The organism is Leptotrichia sp. oral taxon 215 str. W9775 (genome assembly GCF_000469505.1).
Classification (GTDB): Bacteria; Fusobacteriota; Fusobacteriia; order Fusobacteriales; family Leptotrichiaceae; genus Leptotrichia_A.
The window spans coordinates 88,380-109,850 of record NZ_KI272860.1 but is presented as its reverse complement, the minus strand read 5'-3'; the positions used below and the strand labels follow the sequence as shown (position 1 = coordinate 109,850).

The 21,471-nt window shown below is 31.6% G+C and carries 24 protein-coding genes; 23 read left to right on the top strand and 1 reads right to left on the bottom strand.

Annotation, left to right across the window (positions count from 1 at the left end; translation table 11 throughout):
* Nucleotides 1-101 precede the first annotated feature (101 nt).
* The 22 genes from rpmF (at nt 102) to HMPREF1984_RS07345 (ending at nt 19,373) form a co-directional block, all read left to right on the top strand.
* Nucleotides 102-302 carry a 50S ribosomal protein L32 gene (gene rpmF, locus HMPREF1984_RS07450; RefSeq protein ID WP_021767343.1) on the top strand — a complete coding sequence of 67 codons (201 nt, stop codon included), beginning with the start codon at nt 102-104 and terminating at the stop codon, nt 300-302.
* Nucleotides 303-500: 198 nt separating this feature from the next.
* Complete coding sequence (locus HMPREF1984_RS07445) at nt 501-1,478, top strand: beta-ketoacyl-ACP synthase III (RefSeq protein ID WP_021767342.1); 978 nt, start codon at nt 501-503, stop codon at nt 1,476-1,478.
* Nucleotides 1,479-1,522: 44 nt separating this feature from the next.
* Nucleotides 1,523-1,921: a hypothetical protein gene (locus HMPREF1984_RS07440; protein ID WP_036100169.1), complete on the top strand. Its 399-nt coding sequence runs from the start codon at nt 1,523-1,525 to the stop codon at nt 1,919-1,921.
* 95 nt (nt 1,922-2,016) lie between these two features.
* Nucleotides 2,017-2,934: an ACP S-malonyltransferase gene (gene fabD / locus HMPREF1984_RS07435; RefSeq protein ID WP_036100167.1), complete on the top strand. Its 918-nt coding sequence runs from the start codon at nt 2,017-2,019 to the stop codon at nt 2,932-2,934.
* Between the two features lie 69 nt (nt 2,935-3,003).
* Nucleotides 3,004-3,225 (top strand): acyl carrier protein, encoded by a 222-nt coding sequence (locus HMPREF1984_RS07430; RefSeq protein WP_021767339.1) that lies wholly within the window; start codon nt 3,004-3,006, stop codon nt 3,223-3,225.
* Between the two features lie 133 nt (nt 3,226-3,358).
* Nucleotides 3,359-4,594 (top strand): beta-ketoacyl-ACP synthase II, encoded by a 1,236-nt coding sequence (gene fabF / locus HMPREF1984_RS07425; RefSeq protein WP_021767338.1) that lies wholly within the window; start codon nt 3,359-3,361, stop codon nt 4,592-4,594.
* 158 nt (nt 4,595-4,752) lie between these two features.
* Nucleotides 4,753-5,457 carry a ribonuclease III gene (gene rnc / locus HMPREF1984_RS07420; RefSeq protein ID WP_021767337.1) on the top strand — a complete coding sequence of 235 codons (705 nt, stop codon included), beginning with the start codon at nt 4,753-4,755 and terminating at the stop codon, nt 5,455-5,457.
* Nucleotides 5,458-5,533: 76 nt separating this feature from the next.
* Complete coding sequence (gene coaD, locus HMPREF1984_RS07415) at nt 5,534-6,034, top strand: pantetheine-phosphate adenylyltransferase (RefSeq protein WP_021767336.1); 501 nt, start codon at nt 5,534-5,536, stop codon at nt 6,032-6,034.
* 19 nt (nt 6,035-6,053) lie between these two features.
* The gene (radA, locus tag HMPREF1984_RS07410; protein ID WP_021767335.1) at nt 6,054-7,421 is read left to right on the top strand and encodes a DNA repair protein RadA; all 1,368 of its coding nucleotides are present in this window, start codon (nt 6,054-6,056) and stop codon (nt 7,419-7,421) included.
* Nucleotides 7,422-8,495, top strand: coding sequence for a DNA integrity scanning diadenylate cyclase DisA (gene disA, locus HMPREF1984_RS07405; RefSeq protein ID WP_021767334.1), 1,074 nt, complete (start codon nt 7,422-7,424; stop codon nt 8,493-8,495).
* A 31-nt stretch (nt 8,496-8,526) separates the two neighbouring features.
* Nucleotides 8,527-9,444 (top strand): DUF1385 domain-containing protein, encoded by a 918-nt coding sequence (locus HMPREF1984_RS07400; RefSeq protein WP_021767333.1) that lies wholly within the window; start codon nt 8,527-8,529, stop codon nt 9,442-9,444.
* A gap of 87 nt (nt 9,445-9,531) precedes the next feature.
* Entirely contained in the window at nt 9,532-10,017 is a 486-nt protein-coding gene (locus tag HMPREF1984_RS07395) for an HMA2 domain-containing protein (protein ID WP_021767332.1), read from the top strand.
* Nucleotides 10,017-10,406 (top strand): hypothetical protein, encoded by a 390-nt coding sequence (locus HMPREF1984_RS07390; protein ID WP_021767331.1) that lies wholly within the window; start codon nt 10,017-10,019, stop codon nt 10,404-10,406. The genes HMPREF1984_RS07395 and HMPREF1984_RS07390 overlap by 1 nt, the downstream gene beginning before the upstream one ends.
* Nucleotides 10,396-12,570, top strand: a complete 2,175-nt coding sequence (locus HMPREF1984_RS07385; protein ID WP_021767330.1) for a heavy metal translocating P-type ATPase — start codon at nt 10,396-10,398, stop codon at nt 12,568-12,570. Before HMPREF1984_RS07390 ends, HMPREF1984_RS07385 begins: the two co-directional genes overlap by 11 nt.
* A 14-nt stretch (nt 12,571-12,584) precedes the next feature.
* On the top strand, nt 12,585-13,331 hold the full coding sequence (locus HMPREF1984_RS07380) for a hypothetical protein (RefSeq protein ID WP_021767329.1): 747 nt from the start codon (nt 12,585-12,587) through the stop codon (nt 13,329-13,331).
* 17 nt (nt 13,332-13,348) lie between these two features.
* Complete coding sequence (locus HMPREF1984_RS07375; RefSeq protein ID WP_021767328.1) at nt 13,349-13,624, top strand: hypothetical protein; 276 nt, start codon at nt 13,349-13,351, stop codon at nt 13,622-13,624.
* A gap of 216 nt (nt 13,625-13,840) precedes the next feature.
* Complete coding sequence (locus HMPREF1984_RS07370; RefSeq protein ID WP_021767327.1) at nt 13,841-14,500, top strand: metal-dependent transcriptional regulator; 660 nt, start codon at nt 13,841-13,843, stop codon at nt 14,498-14,500.
* Nucleotides 14,501-14,526: 26 nt separating this feature from the next.
* Complete coding sequence (locus HMPREF1984_RS07365) at nt 14,527-15,474, top strand: metal ABC transporter solute-binding protein, Zn/Mn family (RefSeq protein ID WP_232219699.1); 948 nt, start codon at nt 14,527-14,529, stop codon at nt 15,472-15,474.
* Nucleotides 15,475-15,515: 41 nt separating this feature from the next.
* Nucleotides 15,516-16,325 (top strand): metal ABC transporter ATP-binding protein, encoded by an 810-nt coding sequence (locus HMPREF1984_RS07360; RefSeq protein WP_021767325.1) that lies wholly within the window; start codon nt 15,516-15,518, stop codon nt 16,323-16,325.
* 1 nt (nt 16,326) lies between these two features.
* On the top strand, nt 16,327-17,289 hold the full coding sequence (locus HMPREF1984_RS07355) for a metal ABC transporter permease (protein WP_021767324.1): 963 nt from the start codon (nt 16,327-16,329) through the stop codon (nt 17,287-17,289).
* A 1-nt stretch (nt 17,290) separates the two neighbouring features.
* Nucleotides 17,291-18,379, top strand: a complete 1,089-nt coding sequence (locus HMPREF1984_RS07350) for a metal ABC transporter permease (RefSeq protein ID WP_021767323.1) — start codon at nt 17,291-17,293, stop codon at nt 18,377-18,379.
* A gap of 283 nt (nt 18,380-18,662) precedes the next feature.
* The gene (locus tag HMPREF1984_RS07345; protein ID WP_021767322.1) at nt 18,663-19,373 is read left to right on the top strand and encodes an OmpA family protein; all 711 of its coding nucleotides are present in this window, start codon (nt 18,663-18,665) and stop codon (nt 19,371-19,373) included.
* Nucleotides 19,374-19,565: 192 nt separating this feature from the next.
* Here the strand turns inward: HMPREF1984_RS07345 and htpX are convergent, their stop codons facing one another.
* On the bottom strand, nt 19,566-20,426 hold the full coding sequence (gene htpX, locus HMPREF1984_RS07340) for a zinc metalloprotease HtpX (protein WP_021767321.1): 861 nt from the start codon (nt 20,424-20,426) through the stop codon (nt 19,566-19,568).
* A 211-nt stretch (nt 20,427-20,637) separates the two neighbouring features.
* On the opposite strand from htpX, the gene HMPREF1984_RS07335 reads away from it, so the two are divergent.
* A complete protein-coding gene (locus HMPREF1984_RS07335) occupies nt 20,638-21,447 on the top strand; it encodes a M48 family metallopeptidase (RefSeq protein WP_036100253.1) in 810 nt (269 codons plus the stop codon).
* Nucleotides 21,448-21,471: the final 24 nt, after the last annotated feature.

Sequence of the window (21,471 nt, the reverse complement as noted above, 5' to 3'; positions counted from 1 at the left end):
CTTATTTATTATAATTATTTGTATTATAATTTATTCAAAAGCAATATTTAGTTTTAATAATGCTTACTACATACCAATTATTGGAAAGGAGTCGATAAACAATGGCAGTACCTAAGAAAAGAACGTCCAAAGCAAAAAGAAATATGAGAAGAGCACACGATTCAATCAAAGCACCTAACATAATCGTAGAAGCTGATGGAACTGTGAGAAGACCTCATAGATTAAATTTAGATACAGGTGTATACAGAGGTAGACAAGTTTTACAACCTGCTACAGACGAAAGTACAGCTGACGCTGAATAATATATAAGCAAGATAGAGATAGTCTTGCTTTTTTTTGTAGTTAAAGAAATTTTTACAAAACAAAGAATAAAAACATAAAATAATAATTGTCAATTTATGAAATATTTGTTATACTCTAAAATAATATGACAATTAGAAAAATTAAACTTTTCATGAGTCATAATTAAAACAAAAGAAAATAATAACTGAGGTGAATAAATGAAAATAGGAGTATTGGGAACGGGTTCTTTTGCACCTGAAAAAATTCTGACAAATGATGATTTGGCAAAAATGGTTGATACAAATGATGAATGGATAAGTACAAGAACAGGAATAAAAGAAAGAAGAATAGCTTCTGCTGACGAAGCAACTTCAGATTTAGCTTACAGGGCTGCTCTGAATGCAATAGATAATGCTGGAATTGATAAAAATGAAATAGAACTGGTAATTGTGGCGACAATGACTTCTGATCACTTTACTCCGTCTACAGCGGCACTGGTACAGGATAAACTTGGAATTAAAGCTGCTGCATTTGATCTTTCGGCGGCATGTACAGGATTTATTTATGCATTTACAACAGGGTACAGTTTTATTAAAGCAGGAATATATAAAAAAGTACTTGTAATCGGAGCTGAAACTATGTCCAGAGTTACAGACTGGACAGACAGGGGAACGTGTATCCTTTTTGGAGATGGAGCAGGGGCAGTTGTTTTAGGAGAAACAGAAACAGGAGGATTTATTTCAAGCCATCTTGTTGCTGACGGTTCAGGAGCATGCGAACTTCTTGTTCCGGCTGGAGGATCTAGAACTCCTGCAAGCCATGAAACACTAGACAATAAAGATGTCTATTTAAAAATGAACGGAAGGGAAATTTTCAAATTTGCAGTTAAGGTATTCCCTGAAACAGTTGAGAATATACTGGAACAGGCAAACATTACAGCAGATGATATTGATTTATTTGTTCCTCACCAGGCAAATATAAGAATAATAGAATCTATATCAAAGAGATTTAAACAGCCAATGGAAAAATTTTATGTAAATCTGCATAAATATGGTAACACTTCCGGAGCATCAGTACCTTTAGCCCTTGATGAAGCCAACAGGGAAGGAAGACTGAAAAAGGGAGACAAGGTTGTTATAGTCGGTTTTGGTGGAGGACTGACTTACGGTTCAATTTTATTTGAATGGTCAAAATAATGAAAATATTAAAAATGGAAAAATAGTTGGAAGGAGAGATTGAAATGAATAGAAAAATCACAGGGGGACTTTTAATAATCTTCATAAGTCTGTTTTATCTGTTTCAAAAATACATTCCGGAAAGTATATTAATGTATGTATTTAATTATCAGATAATACTTGTATTGCTAGGGATTTACTTTATACTCCAGAAAAAAAATACCCTAGGAACATCTTTATCTTTAGTAGGATTATATCTTTATTTTCAAGAATTCTTTACTGAATATTTTGAAATAGCGTTTCCTCTAATTACATTAGTAGCAGGGGTTGTAATATTTGTTCTGGGACTTAATGAAAAAAATAAGAAGAGCTTGAAAAAGCAGGAACCTGTTTATAAAAGTACTTATAAAGCAGATGATTCTAAAAAAACTACAGATATTGAAGATGCAGAGGAAATAAAATAATATAAAAAATCTATTGAAATATAAAAATCTATATTTTTAATAAATAGATACACAGTTAAAAATAATGATATAATAATTACTTAAAGGAGGAAATGATGTCAAAGACTGCTTTTGTATTTCCTGGTCAGGGAACACAGTATCCTGGAATGGGGAAAAAACTGTATGATGAAGTAAATGATGAAAATAAAAAAGCAATTGATGAAATACTTGAAAGTACAGGAAATTCAGAAATAAAGAGAGTTTTATTTGAAGGAACAGAAGAGGAATTGAAAAATACCCAGTATGCACAACCTGCCATTGCATTATTTTCAGTGTTTTTAACTAAACTTTTAAAAGAAAAGGGAGTAAATGCAGATTATGTTGCAGGACATAGCTTAGGAGAATACAGTTCCTTATATGCGGCAGGAATACTTGGAGAAAAGGATGTAATGAAACTTATTTCAAGAAGAGGGGAAATAATGGGAACTGCTGAAATCGAAGGTAGTATGGCAGCTATTTTAGGACTTCCGGCAGAAGAAATTGAAAAAATATGTAGTGAAATTGACGGAACAGTTGAGGCAGTGAATTTTAATGAACCTAAACAGACAGTAATTGCAGGGGAAAAGGAAGCAATAGAAAAAAGTCTTGATGTATTTAAGGAAAAAGGAGCAAAAAGAGCTATACCTCTTGCTGTATCAGGACCATTCCATTCGTCACTGATGAAGCCTGTTGCAGAAAAATTGAAACAGGAATTTGAAAATTACACATGGAATGATGCAGAAGTTTCTCTTGTTGCAAATACAACTGCTAATATTTTAACTTCAGCAGATGAAATAAAGGAAGAATTATACAGACAAACTTTTGGTCCGGTAAAATGGGTTGACACAATAAATAAACTGGCTGAAAACGGAGTTACAAAAATATATGAAATAGGTCCCGGAAAAGTTCTTGCAGGGCTTATAAAAAAGATAAATAAGAATATAGAAGTAATCAATATTGAAAATGTTGAAGCAATAAATACATTAGTTATTTAAAAAGAGTTGCATTTTTTCAATTCTTTTGATATAATAATTTGAAAATAATAAAATGGAGGTGGCATTGCTATGCTAGAAAAAATAAAATCAATAGTAGCAGATCAATTAGGAGTGGATGAGGATCAAGTAACTGAAGATGCATCATTTATTGATGATTTAGGGGCAGATTCTTTAGATACAGTTGAATTGATAATGGCTTTTGAAGAAGAATTTGATGTGGAAATACCTGATGAAGATGCTCAAAAAATTAAAACAGTTAAAGATGTAATTGAGTACATTGAATCAAAATAATAATTAAATATTAAAAAAATATTGGGGGTTTTCCCCCATTTTTTATTGAAATAATTAGAAAAAATTAGTATAATATAACTACTTGGTTAATGTATGAAAAAAGAAAACTAAAACGAAATTGTGAGGTGTATAAATGAGAAGAGTAGTTGTTACAGGGATTGGATTGATTACTCCATTAGGGACAGGAAAAGAAAAGACTTGGAAGAATTTGTTGAATGGAGAGTGCGGTATAGATAAGATTACAGCCTTCGATACTTCAGAACATACTGTACATATCGCCGGAGAAGTTAAGGATTTTAATCCGGAAGATTATATAGAAAAGAAAGAACTTAAAAAAATGGGAAGATTTTCTCAGTTTGCTATTGCCGCTACAAAAGAAGCATTAGCAGATGCAAAATTCGAGATTACTCCTGAAAATGCTGAAAGAGTTGGTACAATAATAGGTTCTGGAATCGGTGGACTTGATATAATTGAGCAGGAAATACGTAAGCTTGTAGAAAAAGGGCCAAAAAAAATTTCTCCTTTCTACATTCCAGCTGCAATATTGAATATGGCATCAGGAAATACTTCTATTTATGTAGGTTCAAAAGGACCAAATAAAACAGTAGTTACAGCATGTGCATCAGGGACAAACTCTATTGGGGATGCTTTTCAGACTATTCTGTTAAACAAGGCTGATGTAATGATAGCTGGTGGAACAGAAGCAACTGTAACTCCAAGTGGTATAGCCGGATTTGCTAACTTAAAGGCACTTTCTACAAATCCTGATCCTAAAAAGGCTTCAAGACCTTTTACTGCTGACAGGGATGGATTTGTTCTGGCTGAAGGGGCAGGAATCTTAATTTTAGAAGAACTGGAACACGCTAAAAAAAGAGGAGCAAAAATATATGCTGAAGTAGTAGGATATGGAGAAACAGGAGATGCTTACCATATGACTGCACCTTCAGATGGTGGAGAAGGAGCTGCAAGAGCTATTAAAATGGCTTTAGAGCAGGGAAATATCAAACCTGAAGAAGTTGGATACATTAACGCTCACGGAACTTCTACACCTGCAAATGATAAAAATGAGACTCAGGCAATAAAAACAGCTTTCGGAGAACATGCTTATAAAATAGGTGTAAACTCTACAAAAGGTGCAACAGGACACTTACTTGGTGGAGCAGGAGGAATCGAAGCCGCTTTCCTTGCAATGGCTATTGATGAAGGAATAATGCCACCAACAATAAATCAGGGAAATCCTGATCCTGTATGTGATTTATACTACATTCCAAATAAAGCTGAAAAAAGAGATATAGAAGTAGGACTTTCAAATTCACTAGGATTTGGAGGACATAACGCTATTCTGGCTTTCAGAAAATATAGAGGATAGAATCTGATAAATATTACTGAATGATTCAGGATGGCTTAATAGTTTTCAATAGTTAATAATTTTATAGGGAGGGACTGTTTCAGGACAAATGAATTTCTGTTCAGAGCAGCCCTTTTCTGACTAGGAAAACATTAATTTATAAAATGGAGTTGTTTTAAATGATAAATGGAAGTAACACTGATAAACTTATGAAGAAAATAAATTACAAGTTTAAAAATGAAGAATATTTAAAAGAAGCTCTGACCCATAGATCTTATGCCAATGAAAACAGTGCATTTAAAAATTTTGATAATGAAAAACTGGAATTTTTAGGAGATGCAGTATTAAACCTGATTGCAACAGAATATATATACAGTCTTGGAAAAGGAAAAAAGGAAGGGGAACTTGCAAAATTAAAAAGTCAGATAATAAGTGAACCTGTTTTTTCATCTATTGCAAGTGATATAGAACTTGGAAATTACCTATATTTGAGTAATGGCGAAATTTCTTCCGGAGGGAGAAAAAGAAAATCAATATTGGGGGATGCTTTTGAAGCATTGATAGGAGCTATTTTTAAGGATTCAGATTATTATACAACTAAGAATGTTGCACTAGGTTTTATTCTTGATAAGCTTGAAAAACTTGATAATATTGAAGGAACAGGAGATTACAAAACAATATTGCAGGAGGTTTTTCAAAGTAAATATAAAAAAATTCCTGAATATGAACTTACAGGGACAAAAGGTCCGGATCATAACAAAATTTTTGAAGTTTCGGTTAAACACAATAATAAGACCATAGGACATGGAATAGGAAAAAGTAAGAAGGAAGCTGAGAAAAAAGCTGCTAAGGAAGCTCTGAACTATATAAAAGGAAAAAAATAGAAAAAATAATCTAAGTTCTTAAACTAAGTGTTTAAAATAAAATATTAGGCTGGATAAATGAAGGGAAGGATAAATTATGGAAAAAACAGCATTATATCCGGGAAGTTTTGATCCGGTGACGAAAGGTCATATTGATATAATAAGACGTTCAGTGGCATTATTTGATAGAGTTATTATTGGGATTTTTAAAAATTCTTCTAAAAACAGAGCATGGTTTTCAGATGAGGAAAAATGTCAGATGATACAGGAAATACTTGAAAAAGAAAATATAAAGGCTGAAATAAAAGTATTTAATGGACTTCTGGTAGATTTCATCAAGGAAGAAAAAGTAGATATACTGGTAAGAGGACTTAGGGCATTATCAGATTATGAATATGAACTGCAGTTTACCCTAACAAATAAGACTTTGGCAAAAAGTGATTTTGAAACAATATTTTTAAGTGCCTCAAGGGAATATTTATATTTAAGTTCCAGTTTGGTGAAGGAAATAGCACAAAACAAGGGGGATTTAAAAATGTTTGTTCCAGAAAATGTTGAGAAAAGAATGATAGAAAAGGTTAAACAAATGGAAATATAATTAAAAGGAGAGGTAAATTATGGCAGCAACTAAAGGAAGTTATGGTAAAACTAAATACATATGTTCTGAATGTGGCTATAATTCGCAAAAATGGCTTGGAAAATGTCCAAATTGCGACTCGTGGGGGACTTTTGAAGAAGAGGTGGATATAAAGAGAACGCTGAAAAATATTCAGTCGGAAGAAGTTTCAATCAGTAAAATAAGCGAGATAGAAATAGCAAAGGAATTTAGAATGGTAACTCAGTATGAGGAATTTGACAGAGTCCTTGGAGGAGGACTTATCAAAGGTGAAGTAGTACTGATTACCGGAAGTCCGGGAATAGGAAAATCAACATTTCTGCTGCAGCTGTCTGAAGAATATTCCAAAATAGGAAATGTATTTTATGTTTCGGGGGAGGAATCTCCAAGACAGATAAAACAGAGGGCAGAAAGAATAAACGTAAATAGTGGAAATTTATATATTCTTAACGATACAAATATAGAAAAGATAGAAAAAGTTGTTTTAGAGGATAAGCCGAAGGTAGTAGTTATAGATTCTATACAGACTTTGTACTCTGAAAATGTAAATTCAGTGCCTGGAAGTGTAACTCAGATAAGGGAAACAACACTAAAAATAATAGAAATAGCAAAAAAATATGAAATAGCTTTTTACATTGTAGGGCATGTAACCAAGGATGGAAAACTTGCAGGACCTAAACTGCTGGAGCATATGGTTGATGCAGTTTTACAGATAGAAGGAGAAGAAAACAGTTATTATAGGATAGTCCGTTCCATAAAAAACAGATATGGTTCAACAAATGAGATTTCAATATTTGATATGAAGGAAAACGGAATAAGTGAAGTAAAAAATCCTTCTGAGTTTTTTATAAGCGACAGGGAGGAAAAAAATATTGGAAGTATTATTGTACCTATATTTGAAGGAAGCCGTGTATTCCTCTTTGAAATACAGTCACTTCTTGGAACTCCAAATTTTGGAATGCCTAGAAGAACAGTTGAAGGTTATGACAGAAACAGGGTGGAGATTTTGAGTGCTGTCCTGTCACGTTCATTAAATGTAGATGTTAATTCGAAGGATATATATATAAATATTCCTGGGGGAATAGAACTTAATGATCGAAGTTCAGATTTGGCAGTAGTATTTTCCCTGCTCTCTTCAGTTAATAAAATACCTATAAGCCAGAAAATTGCCGCTATAGGAGAATTGGGGCTAAGAGGTGAAGTAAGGAAAGTCTCTTTTATAAAAAATAGGATAACTGAACTGGAAAAACTTGGATTTACAGGGGTCTATCTCCCAAAAAGCCATGAAGCTGATCTGAAGAAGGAAAAAATAAAATTGAAACTTAATTATATAAGTAATATAAGTGAGTTAATCGAAAGGGTGAAATAATTGAAAAAAACGAAATTAGCTAAAAAACAGATACTGGAACATTTATTTTCGATAATGTCTCCAGGTAAGCCTTTGAGAGCAGCAATAGATAGAATACAGGAAGCAAATCTTGGAGCAATTATTGTTTTAGGAGATCCTAAAAAATTATCAGATGTAATGAGGGGCGGTTTTGAATTAAATACAGCATATACACCTCAGAAGGTATATGAACTGTCAAAAATGGATGGAGCCATAATACTGTCTGAAAATATAAAAACAATATATGGAGCCAATATACAGCTTCAGCCTGATTCAAATATAAAAACAGATGAAAGTGGTACGAGACATCAGGCGGCACATAGGATAGCAAAACAGAAGGGTAACCTTGTAATAGCCGTTTCTGAAAGAAGAAATAAAATAACAGTTTATAAAGGTGATTTTATATATTCTCTAAATGAACTGAGTAACCTGCTTGTAAAATCATCGCAGGCGATAACGGCACTTGAAAAGTATTCCTTAGGAATAGAAAAAGGATGGACAAATCTTTCTGTTCTTGAATTTGACAATATGGTAACATTATATGATGTTGTTGAAGTTATAAGAATGTATGGATTGTTATTTAAAATGTCTGAGGAACTTCTGGATTATATGGCAGAGCTTGGGGTGGAGTCAAGGCTTGTAAAAATACAGTATGAAGAGATAATGCTCAATAAAAATGAAAGCTTCCTTGCCCTTATAAAGGATTATAAGATGGAAGGGGAAAAGGCTGATAAAGTAGTGGAAAATATTAGAAATCTCACAAAAGAAGAACTTTTTGAAGATGAAAATATTGTTAATATTCTTGGATACAATCTGAAGGATATAAGCTTGGATGAAGGTATAAAATCAAGAGGATACAGTCTTCTTAGCAGTATAAATAAAATAACGAAAAAGGACATTGACCTTATTACCGGAGAATTACAGGATGTTCAGATGATTCTGCTTGCAACTCCTGAGAGAATAGCTCAGATAAAGGGAATAAGCAAGTTTAAATCGGAACATGTACATAAGGCGTTAACAAGATTGAAAAATAAAATAGCCCTAGATAGGGAATAAATTTAAGATTAATTTGGAAAGAGAGAAAAAGATGGAAAAGAAATTAGTTGTTGGTGGTCAGGCTGTAGTGGAAGGTGTAATGATGAGAGGACCTAAAGCTATAGCAACTGCTGTAAGAAAACAGGATGGAAGCATAGTTTATAAAAAAATAGCTTTAAATGAAAAAAACAATAAATGGCTGAAGATACCTTTTGTAAGAGGGGTACTGGCTTTATACGATGCAATGGTAGTAGGGACAAAGGAACTTATATTTGCATCAAATCAGGCAGGGCTTGAAGAGGAAAAAATGAATGACAAGGAAATAAAAGGAACAGTGGCTATATCAATACTTCTTGGAGTAGGATTGTTTATGGTGCTGCCGTCTTTTATAGGAAGTCATGTTTTCAGGGAAAATAGACTGCTTGCAAATGTGCTGGAAGCGGCAATAAGACTTGTATTATTCTTAGGATATATATGGGGAATATCATTTTTTAAAGATATAAAAAGAGTATTTGAATATCATGGTGCTGAACATAAAAGTATAATGGCTTTTGAGCAGGAAAAGGAACTTACTCCTAAAAATGCAAAAGAATGTACCAGATTTCACCCAAGATGTGGAACAAGCTTTCTTTTACTTGTAATGTTTATAAGTATATTAGTATTTTCAACTGTTGATGTATTATTCTCAACATTTTTTACAATACCTCAGAATCCGCTTTTACTTATACTTTATAAGCTTGTAACAAGGGTACTGTTTGTTCCTTTAGTTGCAGGGATTTCATATGAACTGCAGAGATGGACAAGTTATCATTTGGATAATGTATTTGCAGGATTGATTGCAAAGCCTGGTTTATTGCTTCAAAAAATAACTACAAGTGAGCCTGATGAAAGTCAGCTTGAAGTTGCAATAGTAGCTTTAAATGTTGCGTTGGGAAAAGAAGTTGACAATGCAACGGAAGTATTTGAGTAACGTAATATAAAAAATTCAAATAAAAAGATTTATTAAAGTAATTCGTCAAAACAAAAATAGAAATAAAAATATAGAAGGTGTAAAAATATGTTACAGAATTTTTATGGAATTATAGAAGTAAAACATTATCAGCTTGGTCGTTTAAGACTTCAGACAGATGTATTGAAGAAAAATACTGAATTAAGAGAAGAATTTCAAAATAATATAAAGAGAATTTCAGGAATAGAAAAAGTAGTTGTAAATCCTATTAATGGAAGTATACTGCTGATTTTTGATGAAAACACAATAGAACATTCATTTTTATATTTAGTTGTATTAAAACTTTTACATTTGGAAGAAGAAATATTCAAAATGAAATCTTCAAAAACTGAAGTAGCATTAAAGAAGTTATTTGAAGTATTAGATTTGGCAATATACAATAAAAGTAGAGGTTTTTTAAATGTTAAGACAGTTTTAGCAGGAGTTATTGGTTTTTATGGTATAAAAAAACTTAGAGCAAGTAATGCGATTCTTTCAGGATGGACATTACTATGGTGGGCTTCATCCCTGTTAAGAGGGGAGAATAAGTCATAATGTTAAAAAAATTGTTGAAAAAGACATATCATTTATTTAATCAGGTGAGAGTGGTTCATAGTATTCCTGGAAGACTGAGGCTTTTAATTCCAAATCTTTCAGATATTCCTGAAACATTAAGAAAAAAATATGAAGATAGGGTAACAGAACTGATTCTTTCCAAAAAAGGAATAAAAAGTATAGAGTATTCTTATAGAACTAATAAGGTACTTATTTATTACGACATAAAGTATATTTCAGCAGATAAGATATTAAACTGGCTGAACAGAATTTCAGAACTGATTATTGAACATTCGGAATTTTATGAGAACAAATCCTTAAAGGAAATAGAAGATAATCTAGATATTCTTTATAAAATATTGAAAGAGGGAAATTTTGATGGGAAATAAAAATTATTTGCTAGACTGTGAAATTATACATAGAATACATGGAAGAATTCGAATAAAATCCAGATCATTAAAGTATCTTGGAATGTATAAAAAAGAAGTGGAAGAACAGCTTAAACAGGTACATTATATACAAAGTGTTGAAATATCAAATATAACAGGAACAGTTGTTATATATTTTGATGATTTTTCATTACTGGAAGAAAATCTGATTTCATTATTACAAAATACCTTAAATGTCTATCTTGTAGAGATTTATAAAAATGAAAAGAAAATGAAAACAGATAAATATGTTATTGAAAGAAAATTACAAGAAGAGTCTCCAAAGGAGATTATGCAGAAAATATTGACATCTTTGCTCCTTCTCGTTTTACCCGGACCTAAAAAAAGAACAGGATTAGGATATTTATTTAATTATAAGATACTTTCAACTATTTCATTAGCACTTCCTGTAATAAAAAATGGTCTAAATTCTTTAGTACAGAACAAAAGGCCTAATGCTGATACTTTAAGTTCCACTGCAATCATAAGCAGTCTTCTGCTTGGAAATGAAAAAACAGCCTTAACAATTATGATACTGGAAAGAATAGCTGAATTACTTACAGTATATACTATAAAGAAAACAAGAGGCGTAATTAAGGATATGCTCAGTGTAGGAGAAAGTTATGTATGGAAACAGATTGATAATGGTGTAGTAAAAAAAGTTTCCATTGATGAAATAGTTAAAGGGGATTCTGTATTAGTTCAAACAGGAGAAAAAATCAGTGTTGATGGAATAATTGAAAGAGGAAGTGCAGTTATAGATCAGTCATCAATAACGGGAGAATATATGCCTGTTACTAAAAAAACAGGAGAAGAAGTTTTTGCCGGAACAATAATAAAAAGTGGAAGTATTACAGTTAAGGCAGAAAAAGTTGGAGATGAAAGAACTGTTTCAAGAATTATAAAACTGGTGGAAGATGCTTCATTTAATAAAGCTGACATTCAGTCTTATGCAGATACTTTTTCAGCACAGCTGATACCGCTTAACTTTCTTTTAGCGGGAATAGTGTACTTTTCTACACGTAATGTACAAAAAGCTTTAAGTATGCTTGTTATAGATTACTCATGTGGAATAAGATTATCTACGGCAACAGCTTTTTCTGCTGCAATAAATACTGCTGCAAAAAATGGTATTTTGATAAAAGGAAGTAACTACCTTGAAGAATTATCAAAATCTGATACAGTAATTTTTGATAAGACTGGAACAATTACAGAAGGAAAACCTAAAATACAGACATTACAAGTGTTAAAAAAGAATATGCAGACAAATGAACTTCTCGCATTTGCCGCAGCAGCTGAAGAAATGTCATCACATCCTTTAGCAGTGGCAATTTTAAATGAAGTAAAAAATAGAGGAATACAGATTCCTGAACATAAAGATACAGAAATTAAGGTTTCAAGAGGTATAGAAACATTAGTAAATAATGATGTGATACGTGTTGGAAGCAAAAAATATATGCAGGAAAATGATATCTATACTGATAATGCTTCCGATGTTATAAAAGGTATTTTAAATCGTGGTGAAATTCTTATATGCGTAGCAAAAAATAAAGATTTGATAGGTGTAATAGGGGTTTCAGATCCTCCACGTGAGAATATAAAAAAAGCTATGAACCGTCTTAGAAATCATGGAATAGATGATATTGTACTTTTAACAGGTGATTTAAGACAGCAGGCAGAAACAATAGCTTCAAGAATGTCTATGGACAGATATGAATCAGAACTTTTACCTGAAGACAAGGCAAGGGACATTTTGAAATTTCAGTCAATTGGCTCAAAAGTCATCATGATTGGTGATGGAATAAATGATGCTCCAGCCTTATCGTATGCAAATGTAGGAATTGCTTTAGGAAGTTCTAAAACAGATGTGGCTATGGAAGCTGCAGATGTAACGATTACTTCTGATGATCCTCTTTTAATACCAGGAGTAGTAGGATTAGCCAAAAAAACAATGAAAATAATAAAGGAAAACTTCACGATGGCAATAGGAATAAACAGTTTTGCACTTGTATTAGGAGCAACAGGAATGATTCCTGCTATTTACAGTTCTATTTTACATAATTCCATAACTATTTTAGTTGTAGGAAATTCTTTGAGATTATTAAAATATAATGTCAATAAGTAGAAAGGAATCTTAATATGAATAAGTTGAACGTTACTATAATGCATAAATTGCCTAACAGAATCAGATTTAAAATTTCTCATCGAATTAAAAATCTGGAAAATTTTTCTAAGATGGTTAAATCTACAAATAAAAGCATATATTTACGATATAATAGCATTATAAATACAGTTCTGGTTAAATTTGATCAGGAAGAAGTATATTTACAGGAAATTATTTATCGTGTTATTACAGGCATATCTATTGAGAATAATATGTCGCCTGTAAAATTAATAGAAGATTATTATGAAAATTCAATTAATTCACTTTCAATGTATTCAGGAGGAGCTATTTTATTAGCTTTTCTTTATAGCCTAGGTGGAAGAAAATTGAAGAATCTGCAAACAGGTATGAATAATTCGGCATTAATACTGACAACTGCAGCGATAATCGAACATGCTTACAGTGATACAAAGAGAAAAGGATTTTTTGATATTGAAATTTTACCAGCAATATATTTGCTAAAATCATATTTTAATAATAAATCTGTTATTACAATAATTTTAATGTGGCTGACTACGTTCGGAAGACACCTTATAATACGGAGTCATTCAGATAAAATAGTTAGAATTTACAGATTAAAAGATGAAAACAATAAGTGTCATTATATTGCAAATATACAGGATGATAATTCAATTGAAAATTTAAATGATTTAATATATCATATATTTTTTTATAATAAAATAAGTAATGATATGAATGATAGATATATAACATTACAATAAAAATTTAGGAGGTAAAAATGATAGGATTTGGAAATGTAAAAAAGGAGCATCTTATAGGTGCAGTAGCAGGAGTTGGAGCAGTAGCAGTGACATATTATCTGTATAAAAAAAATCAAAATAAAATAGATGATTTTTTAAGAAAACAAGGTATAAATGTAAAAAGCTCCAATCAGACAAGTTATGAAAATATGAGTCTTGAGGAATTAGTAACAGTAAAAGAAAATCTGGAAGATTTAATTGCTGAAAAAGAACTTGGGTCAAATGTAGATAATGTAGTTGTTTCTAAAAAATAATATTAATCTACATTTAAATAAAATTTATTTGATTTTATTTATTGAAGCTGTATCAGAAGGAAACTGTTTAAAATCTATTCAAAACAGTTTCTTTTTTTATTTATAAGAATTTAAAAAAGGCTTGACAATTTAAGTAAGTAGTGGTAACATATAAAAGAAATTAGGATAACCTAATTAATAATTAGGCTTGGTTAAGATAAGTGGAAAGGAGTGGTAATGAGCAAAAGTTTAGAAGACTATCTAAAAGGAATATATCTCCTGAAAAAAAGAAAACAGTATTCAAATAAAAATTTAGCAGAATATCTGAATATTTCACCTGCATCAGTAAGCGAAATGATAAAAAAGCTTTCAAATGAAAATTATTTAATTTCAGAAGGCAGGAATATTAAGCTTACTAAGAAAGGAAGTGATATTGCAGTAAACATCATAAGAAAACACAGGGTATGGGAAGTATTCCTTGTAGAAAAGCTAGGATATGATAAGGATGAAATACATGAAGAAGCAGAAGTTCTCGAACATGTAACAAGTGAAAAAATGTTGCAAAAACTTGAGAAATTTCTTTTCTATCCGAAAGAATGTCCACATGGAAGTCCAATATTTTATGACAGTGATGAATTTAGTGAAGAAAATATGATGAAACTGTCTGAGGCAGAAGAAGATGATGAAATAGTAATATTAAGTGTAGAAGATAATATAGAATTATACGATTATCTAAGAGAAATGGATATAACAATAAAAGAAAGTTATAAAGTTACAAAAAAAGATCCTTTTAATGGACCGATTTATCTGGAGAATAGTAATAAAAAAACGAAAATAATCGCATATGATGCGGCTAAACTAATAGAAATTTATAGAAAAAAATACGAAGGAGAATGATAAGTATGAACAATAATCTGTTAAATATAAAAAAGAACTTTAAATTTGTAATAATGTTTGGATTAATGATATTTGCACTAATAAATTGTGGAAGTAAAAGTGGAGATGCAAAGGATAATGCTCAGTCAGGAAATGGAGATAAAAAAATAAAAATTGTTACAACAACAACAATGCTTGCAGATCTTAGCAGAATAATCGGTGGAGATAAAGTTGAAGTTGAAGGGCTTATGGGAGAAGGAGTAGACCCACACCTTTATACAGCTAGTGCAGGAGATGTTGATAAACTTTCAAAAGCTGATTTAATTGTTTATGGTGGCCTTCATTTGGAAGGAAAAATGACAGAAGTATTTGAAAGTATGGAACAACAGAAAAAAGCTATACTTAATGTAGGAGAAGCAATAGATAAAAGTCAAGTTACAATGGTGGAAGGAAATACTCCAGATCCGCATGTATGGTTTAATACAGAATTCTGGGGAAAAGAAGCTGAAGCATTGACAAATAAATTAGCAGAAATGGATTCTAAAAATGCTGACTATTATAAACAGAATTATGAAAACTATAAAAAAGAATTAGCTGAACTTACTGAATATGTAAAAGGAAGAATTAACGAAATTCCTGAAAAAAGTAGAGTGCTTGTAACAGCACATGATGCATTTGGATATTTTGGAAAACAATTTGGACTTGAAGTTAAGGCAATACAGGGAGTTTCTACAGATTCTGAAACAGGTACTAAAAATATAAGTGATCTGGCAAACTTCATTGTTGAAAGGGATATAAAGGCAATTTTCGTAGAATCTTCAGTACCTAAAAAAAGTATAGAAGCATTACAGGAAGCAGTAAAGGCAAAAGGAAAAGAAATAAAAATAGGTGGAGAACTTTATTCAGATTCACTAGGAGATAAGGAACATAATACTGAATCTTATATAAAAACAGTAAAAGCAAATGCTGATACAATAGCAAATGCATTAAAATAGGTATATAATAAAGATAAAAAGAAGAATGTAGAGGTTAAGTTATGACAACAGCAAATAATATGGAAAATAAACAGAATAATGAAATAATTATAAAAGTGGAGGATTTGACAGTAGCCTACGAAGACAAACCAGTTTTATGGGATGTTGAACTAAATGTAAAAAAAGGAGTTCTAATGGCTATTGTAGGTCCAAACGGTGCGGGAAAATCGACATTAATTAAAACAATGCTCAACCTTATAAAGCCTGTTACCGGAGAAGTCCTGTTTTATAATGAAAAGTACAGCAAAGTAAGAAATAAAATAGCATATGTTCCTCAAAGGGGAAGTGTAGACTGGGATTTTCCAACGACTGTATTTGATGTGGTTGAAATGGGGCGTTATGGAAAGGTTGGATGGCTTAAGAAGGTAGGTAAAATAGACAAGGAAAAAACGAAGGAAGCCATTGCAAAAGTTGGAATGGAAGAATTTTCTGACAGACAGATAAGCCAGCTTTCGGGAGGACAGCAGCAGAGAGTCTTTCTGGCAAGGGCATTGGTTCAGGAAGCTGAAATTTATTTTATGGATGAGCCATTTCAAGGAGTAGACAGCAAGACGGAAAAATCAATAATCGATATTTTGAAAAAATTGAGAAATGAAGGAAAAACAGTGATTGCTGTACACCATGACTTACAGACTGTAAAAGAATATTTTGATTATGTGACTTTTATAAATGTTTCAGTTGTTGCATCAGGACATGTAGATGATGTATTTACTGAAGAAAATATAGAAAAGGCATATAAAAATAAAAACTATTCGATTTCTATAGGCCAGTCTTTGGAAAAAGAAAATAGAGAAATGAAAAAGGAGGAGTAAAATGAATATTTTAAAACTTCTTTTAACAGATCATACATTCAGGACTGTTGCTATGGGATGTACACTGCTGGGTATTGTTTCAGGAATGATAGGATGTTTTGCAGTACTGAGAAAGCAGAGTCTGCTTGGAGATGCCGTATCTCATGCTTCGCTTCCTGGAGTATGTATAGCTTTTATGATTACAAATAGCAAAAATACAGAAGTCCTGCTGATAGGAGCTTTATGTGTGGGGATTATGTGTATTGGATTAATACAGATAATTCAGAATTATACTAAAATTAAATTTGATAGTGCATTGGCGTTTATATTATCGGTATTCTTTGGGTTGGGACTAGTTCTCATGTCATATTTGAATAAACTTCCAGGTGCTAATAAATCAGGACTAAATAAATTCATATTTGGACAGGCATCAACATTTCTCGAAAGAGATGTAAATATTATGTTTTATGTAGGAATTATCCTTCTTATAGTTATTGTGCTATTCTGGAAGGAATTTAAAATATCTTCCTTTGATGTTGATTTTGCCAGTACGTTAGGATTTCCTGCAAAAGCCATTGGATTATTTATATCGTTTCTAATAGTGATTACTGTTATAATAGGAATACAGGCTGCAGGAGTTATACTTATAAGTGCCATGATAATTTCACCTGCTGTCGCTGCAAGACAGTGGACAGACAGACTTTCAGTAATGGTTGTTCTGGCTGGAATTTTTGGAGGTATTTCCGGATTTATCGGAACAGCAGTAAGTATAAGTAAAAGTGACCTCCCAACAGGTCCTGTAATTGTAATGCTGATAAGTATAATTGTAGTCTTCAGCATACTATTTTCTACTAAGAGGGGAATAGTATTTAAAATAATTAGAAATAGAAGAAGAAGAAAAATAATAACTGAAGAGCTTAAAAAGTATAAGGCTGAAAAGGAAAAACTTATAGAGCAGGTTCATCAGTCAGAGGGGGGGATTTAATATGAGTGCAGGATTAGAAATACAGCTGATTGCAATTCTTGTGGCAGGAGCCTGTTCTATATTAGGAGTTTTCCTAGTTCTGAAAAGCATGGCAATGGTATCGGATGCGATTACCCATACAATATTGCTTGGAATAGTTCTAGCTTTCTTCATTGTTCATGATCTTAACTCTCCATTATTAATTATTGGAGCAGGAATTGTAGGAGTTTTAACAGTTTATCTTGTGGAGCTGCTTAATTCAACAAGGCTGTTAAAGGAAGATTCGGCAATAGGAATAGTCTTCCCTTTATTATTCAGTATGGCAGTAATTTTAATTTCAAAATATACAAAAAATGTTCATTTGGATGTAGATTCGGTTTTGCTTGGAGAGCTTGCATTTGCACCATTTAATAGAATTGAAATATTTGGATTTTCAGTTGCAAAAAGTCTAGTAAGCATATTTATAATTTTTATAGTTAACTTTCTCTTTATTACAATCTTTTTTAAAGAGTTAAAAATATCTACATTTGATAAGGCTCTGGCAGTAACTTTAGGTATGCAGCCTGTATTGGTGCATTATATCCTTATGTCCCTTGTTTCTGTAACAGCAGTAACTTCCTTTGGGGCAGTGGGATCCATACTGGTAGTGGCTTTTATGATAGGCCCTCCAATAACAGCATATCTGCTTACAAACAAGCTGAAGGAAATGATAGCTTTAAGTTTACTTATTGGAGCAGTTGCATCAGTTATCGGATACAATATGGCAATTTTATTTGATGTATCAATAGCAGGAAGTATTGCTCTAATAATAGGAGTATTGTTTATTGTAGTGTTAATACTTTCTCCAAAAAGTGGATTAATTTCCACAATAAAGAGAAAAAGAAACCAGAAACTTGAGTTTTCTGTTAAAATATTACTTATTCATATAGCAAATCATATGAATACGCCTCAGGAAACTGATGAGTGTGGAGTAGATACGCTGGAATACCATTTAAGATGGGAAAAAATGTTTTTAAATAAAGTTCTTAAGAAAGCAATGGATAAGAAACTTATTTACATTGAAAACAGGATTTTTAAATTGTCTGATAAGGGGAAAGAATACTTAATATAATAAGTCAGATAATTAAATTACAGTTACCCTATATAATTTTATTGATATTTTAAATTATTTTAAAAACAGGAAAAATACAATATTAATGATATATTTTTTATATAATTTTTTGTAAAAATGAAAAAATTAAAAAAAAAGCTTGTATTTTTTCTGTTTTTTTGGTATTATCTTAGTATAAAAAGAAAAATCTAAGAGAAAATACAACATTATGAAATATAATTATGAAAATATATATCAAATATATGTAAAGGATTCATAGTTTGTAGTAAGGGAGGAAAATCAAATGGTAAAAAAACCTACATTAGTAGCATTATCATCGTTGGTGGCGTTATCTGTACCAACTGTATCAGAAAAATTATCTACATCTGAAATGAGAAAAAATTCTATAAAACCAAATGCGGTTGAATTAAACGGAGACGCACAGAAAGATATTCCGGTAACAGAGCCTGCAAAGCAGCCTACTTTAGCTTCGGATCCTGATTTGATAACAGTAGAATTGTCACAGGATGGAACATCAACAGTAATAAAAAATGATCAACAGGCAGAAAACAAACTGCAAAATAATAAAAAAGATGATTTTATACCAGAACCAAAAATGGTTGGAAGTTCAAAACTTGATATTACTAAAGTGGAATTACTTAGTGTCAAAGCTGATGAATTGAAATTTAAATTAAATAGTTCAAAATTATCAGAAGAAGCAGTTCCTACATTAAAGGATATAAAAGAATATGTTGAAAAAAATGATTACGTTGTAACTATAGTTGGATATACAGACTCTACAGGAATAAATTCATATAATGAAAAACTGTCTTTGAGAAGAGCGGAAAGTGTCAGTGCAAAATTGATAGAATTAGGATTATCTCCAACAAGAATAATAGAAATACTTGGAAAAGGTGAGGAAAATCCTGTAGCAAGTAATGATACAGAAGCAGGAAGAAATGCCAACAGAAGGGTAGAATTTAGACTTGTTAAAAGAGGAATAAGTTTATTTTAGTCATAATATATCATCTTCAATTATATAGAAGGTTTATTAATTTTTAATAAGCCTTTTTCGTGTTTAATAGAAAAAATATAGTATATAACAACAAAAAATGATGTATAAAAGTAAATTATTAAATGATAATATTTACAAATTTATACATCATTTTTCATAAGTGTTTTTAAAAGTTTAAAAATTTTTATAATCTTACATTAGATGCTTATCGTATGCCATTTTTTCCAGTTCTTTTATTCTGTCAGAAGTAGAAGGGTGTGTTCTGAATAAATCAGCAAGTCCCTTGATTCCTGAAAGGGGATTAACAATGAACATATGTGAGTATGCAGGATTCTGCTTTGACATTGCAACATTATGGCTATATGCCTCAAGCTTATTCAATGCATCCCTTAAATAGAGAGGATTTCCTGAAAATTCTGCTCCTGCCCTGTCAGCCATAAATTCTCTGCTACGGGAAATTGACATTTGAATAATTGCGGCTCCAATAGGGGCAAGAAAAGAGAATAACATAAGAGTTCCTGTATTGTTTCTACGTCTTCTTGAGTCTCCCGAATTTCCAAAATAAGGCAAAAATCTTGCTATATTTGAAATTGCTCCTGCAAAAGTTGCGGCTATTGTGCTTATAAGGATATCTCTATGCTTAACGTGTCCAAGTTCGTGTCCTAAAACTCCTGCCAGTTCGTTGTCATTCATAATTTCAAGCAGACCTTCAGTACATGCAACTGCAGCATGCTGAGGATTTCTACCTGTGGCAAATGCATTTGGCTGTCTTTCCGGAATAATGTAAACTTTAGGCATTGGTAATTTTGCGTTAGCAGCTAAATTTTTTACCATTCTGTATAGTCTCGGATTATTTAGCTCTGTAACTTCTTTACCATTATATGCACTTAAAACCATTTTATCACTGAACCAGTAGCTGAAAAAACTCATCCCACCGGCTATCAGAAGTCCTATAAATGCACCTTCACTACTTCCCAGCAATCCTCCAATCGTTGTAAACAGCATAATTAATGCAAACATAAGCATTCCTGTTTTTAATGAGTTAGCAAACATTTTTTTCTCCTTTTTATTATTTTCTTCATTATAATATATAAAAGGTATTTTTTCAATTAAAAGTTTAAGGAAAATAATTAAGCTATTTTTATGTAAAAAAGTATTTGACAGTAGTCAGTTTTATGTTTATATGTTATAATAAAATAATTAAAATAGGAGATGTATGAAAAAGCTATATTGTAAATAACTTTAGGAGGAAATATAAATGAGTATGAGAAGAAATTCAAAAATAATTGCAGCAATATTGGGGATGTTACTTTTAGCAAGTTGTACAACAGCACCCCTTACAGGAAGAAGACAGCTAAAATTAGTAAGTGATGAAAGCGTTGCAAGAGATTCAGTTGCAGCTTACAGACAATTTATAAATGAAGCGGCTTCAAAAAATTTATTGGCAAATAATACTGCTGACGGAAAAAGATTAAAGGAAATTGGTGGAAGAATATCAGGAGCAGTTGAAAAATATATGAATGAAAATGGAATGTCAAAAAAGGTAAATAACTTAAACTGGGAGTTTAATCTTATAAAAAGCGAGGAATTAAATGCATTTGCAATGCCTGGTGGAAAAATAGCATTCTTTACAGGAATTATGCCAGTTTTAAAGACAGATGCAGGTGTGGCGTTTGTTATGGGGCATGAAATAGGTCACGTTATTGGAGGTCACCATGCTGAAGGTAAAAGTAACCAGATGACTGCTGGAGTGGTAATGATTGGAAAGGGAGTTGTAGATGTTCTGACAGGTGGTGCAACAGAAATTATAAATAATGATTTGTTAGGTCAAGGACTTCAAATAGGGCTTCTAAAATTTAATAGAACACAGGAATATGAAGCAGATAAGTATGGAATGATATTTATGGCAATGGCAGGATATAATCCTGAGGAAGCTATAAAAGTACAGGAAAGAATGGCTGCAAAAGGAAATGGAAGTGGAGTTGATTTCCTTTCTACGCATCCGTCAAGTGATAAAAGAATTCAGGCTTTAAAGGACTTTTTACCTGAAGCTATGAAATATTATAGAAAATAGTAAAAAAGATTTAGAAAATAAGGA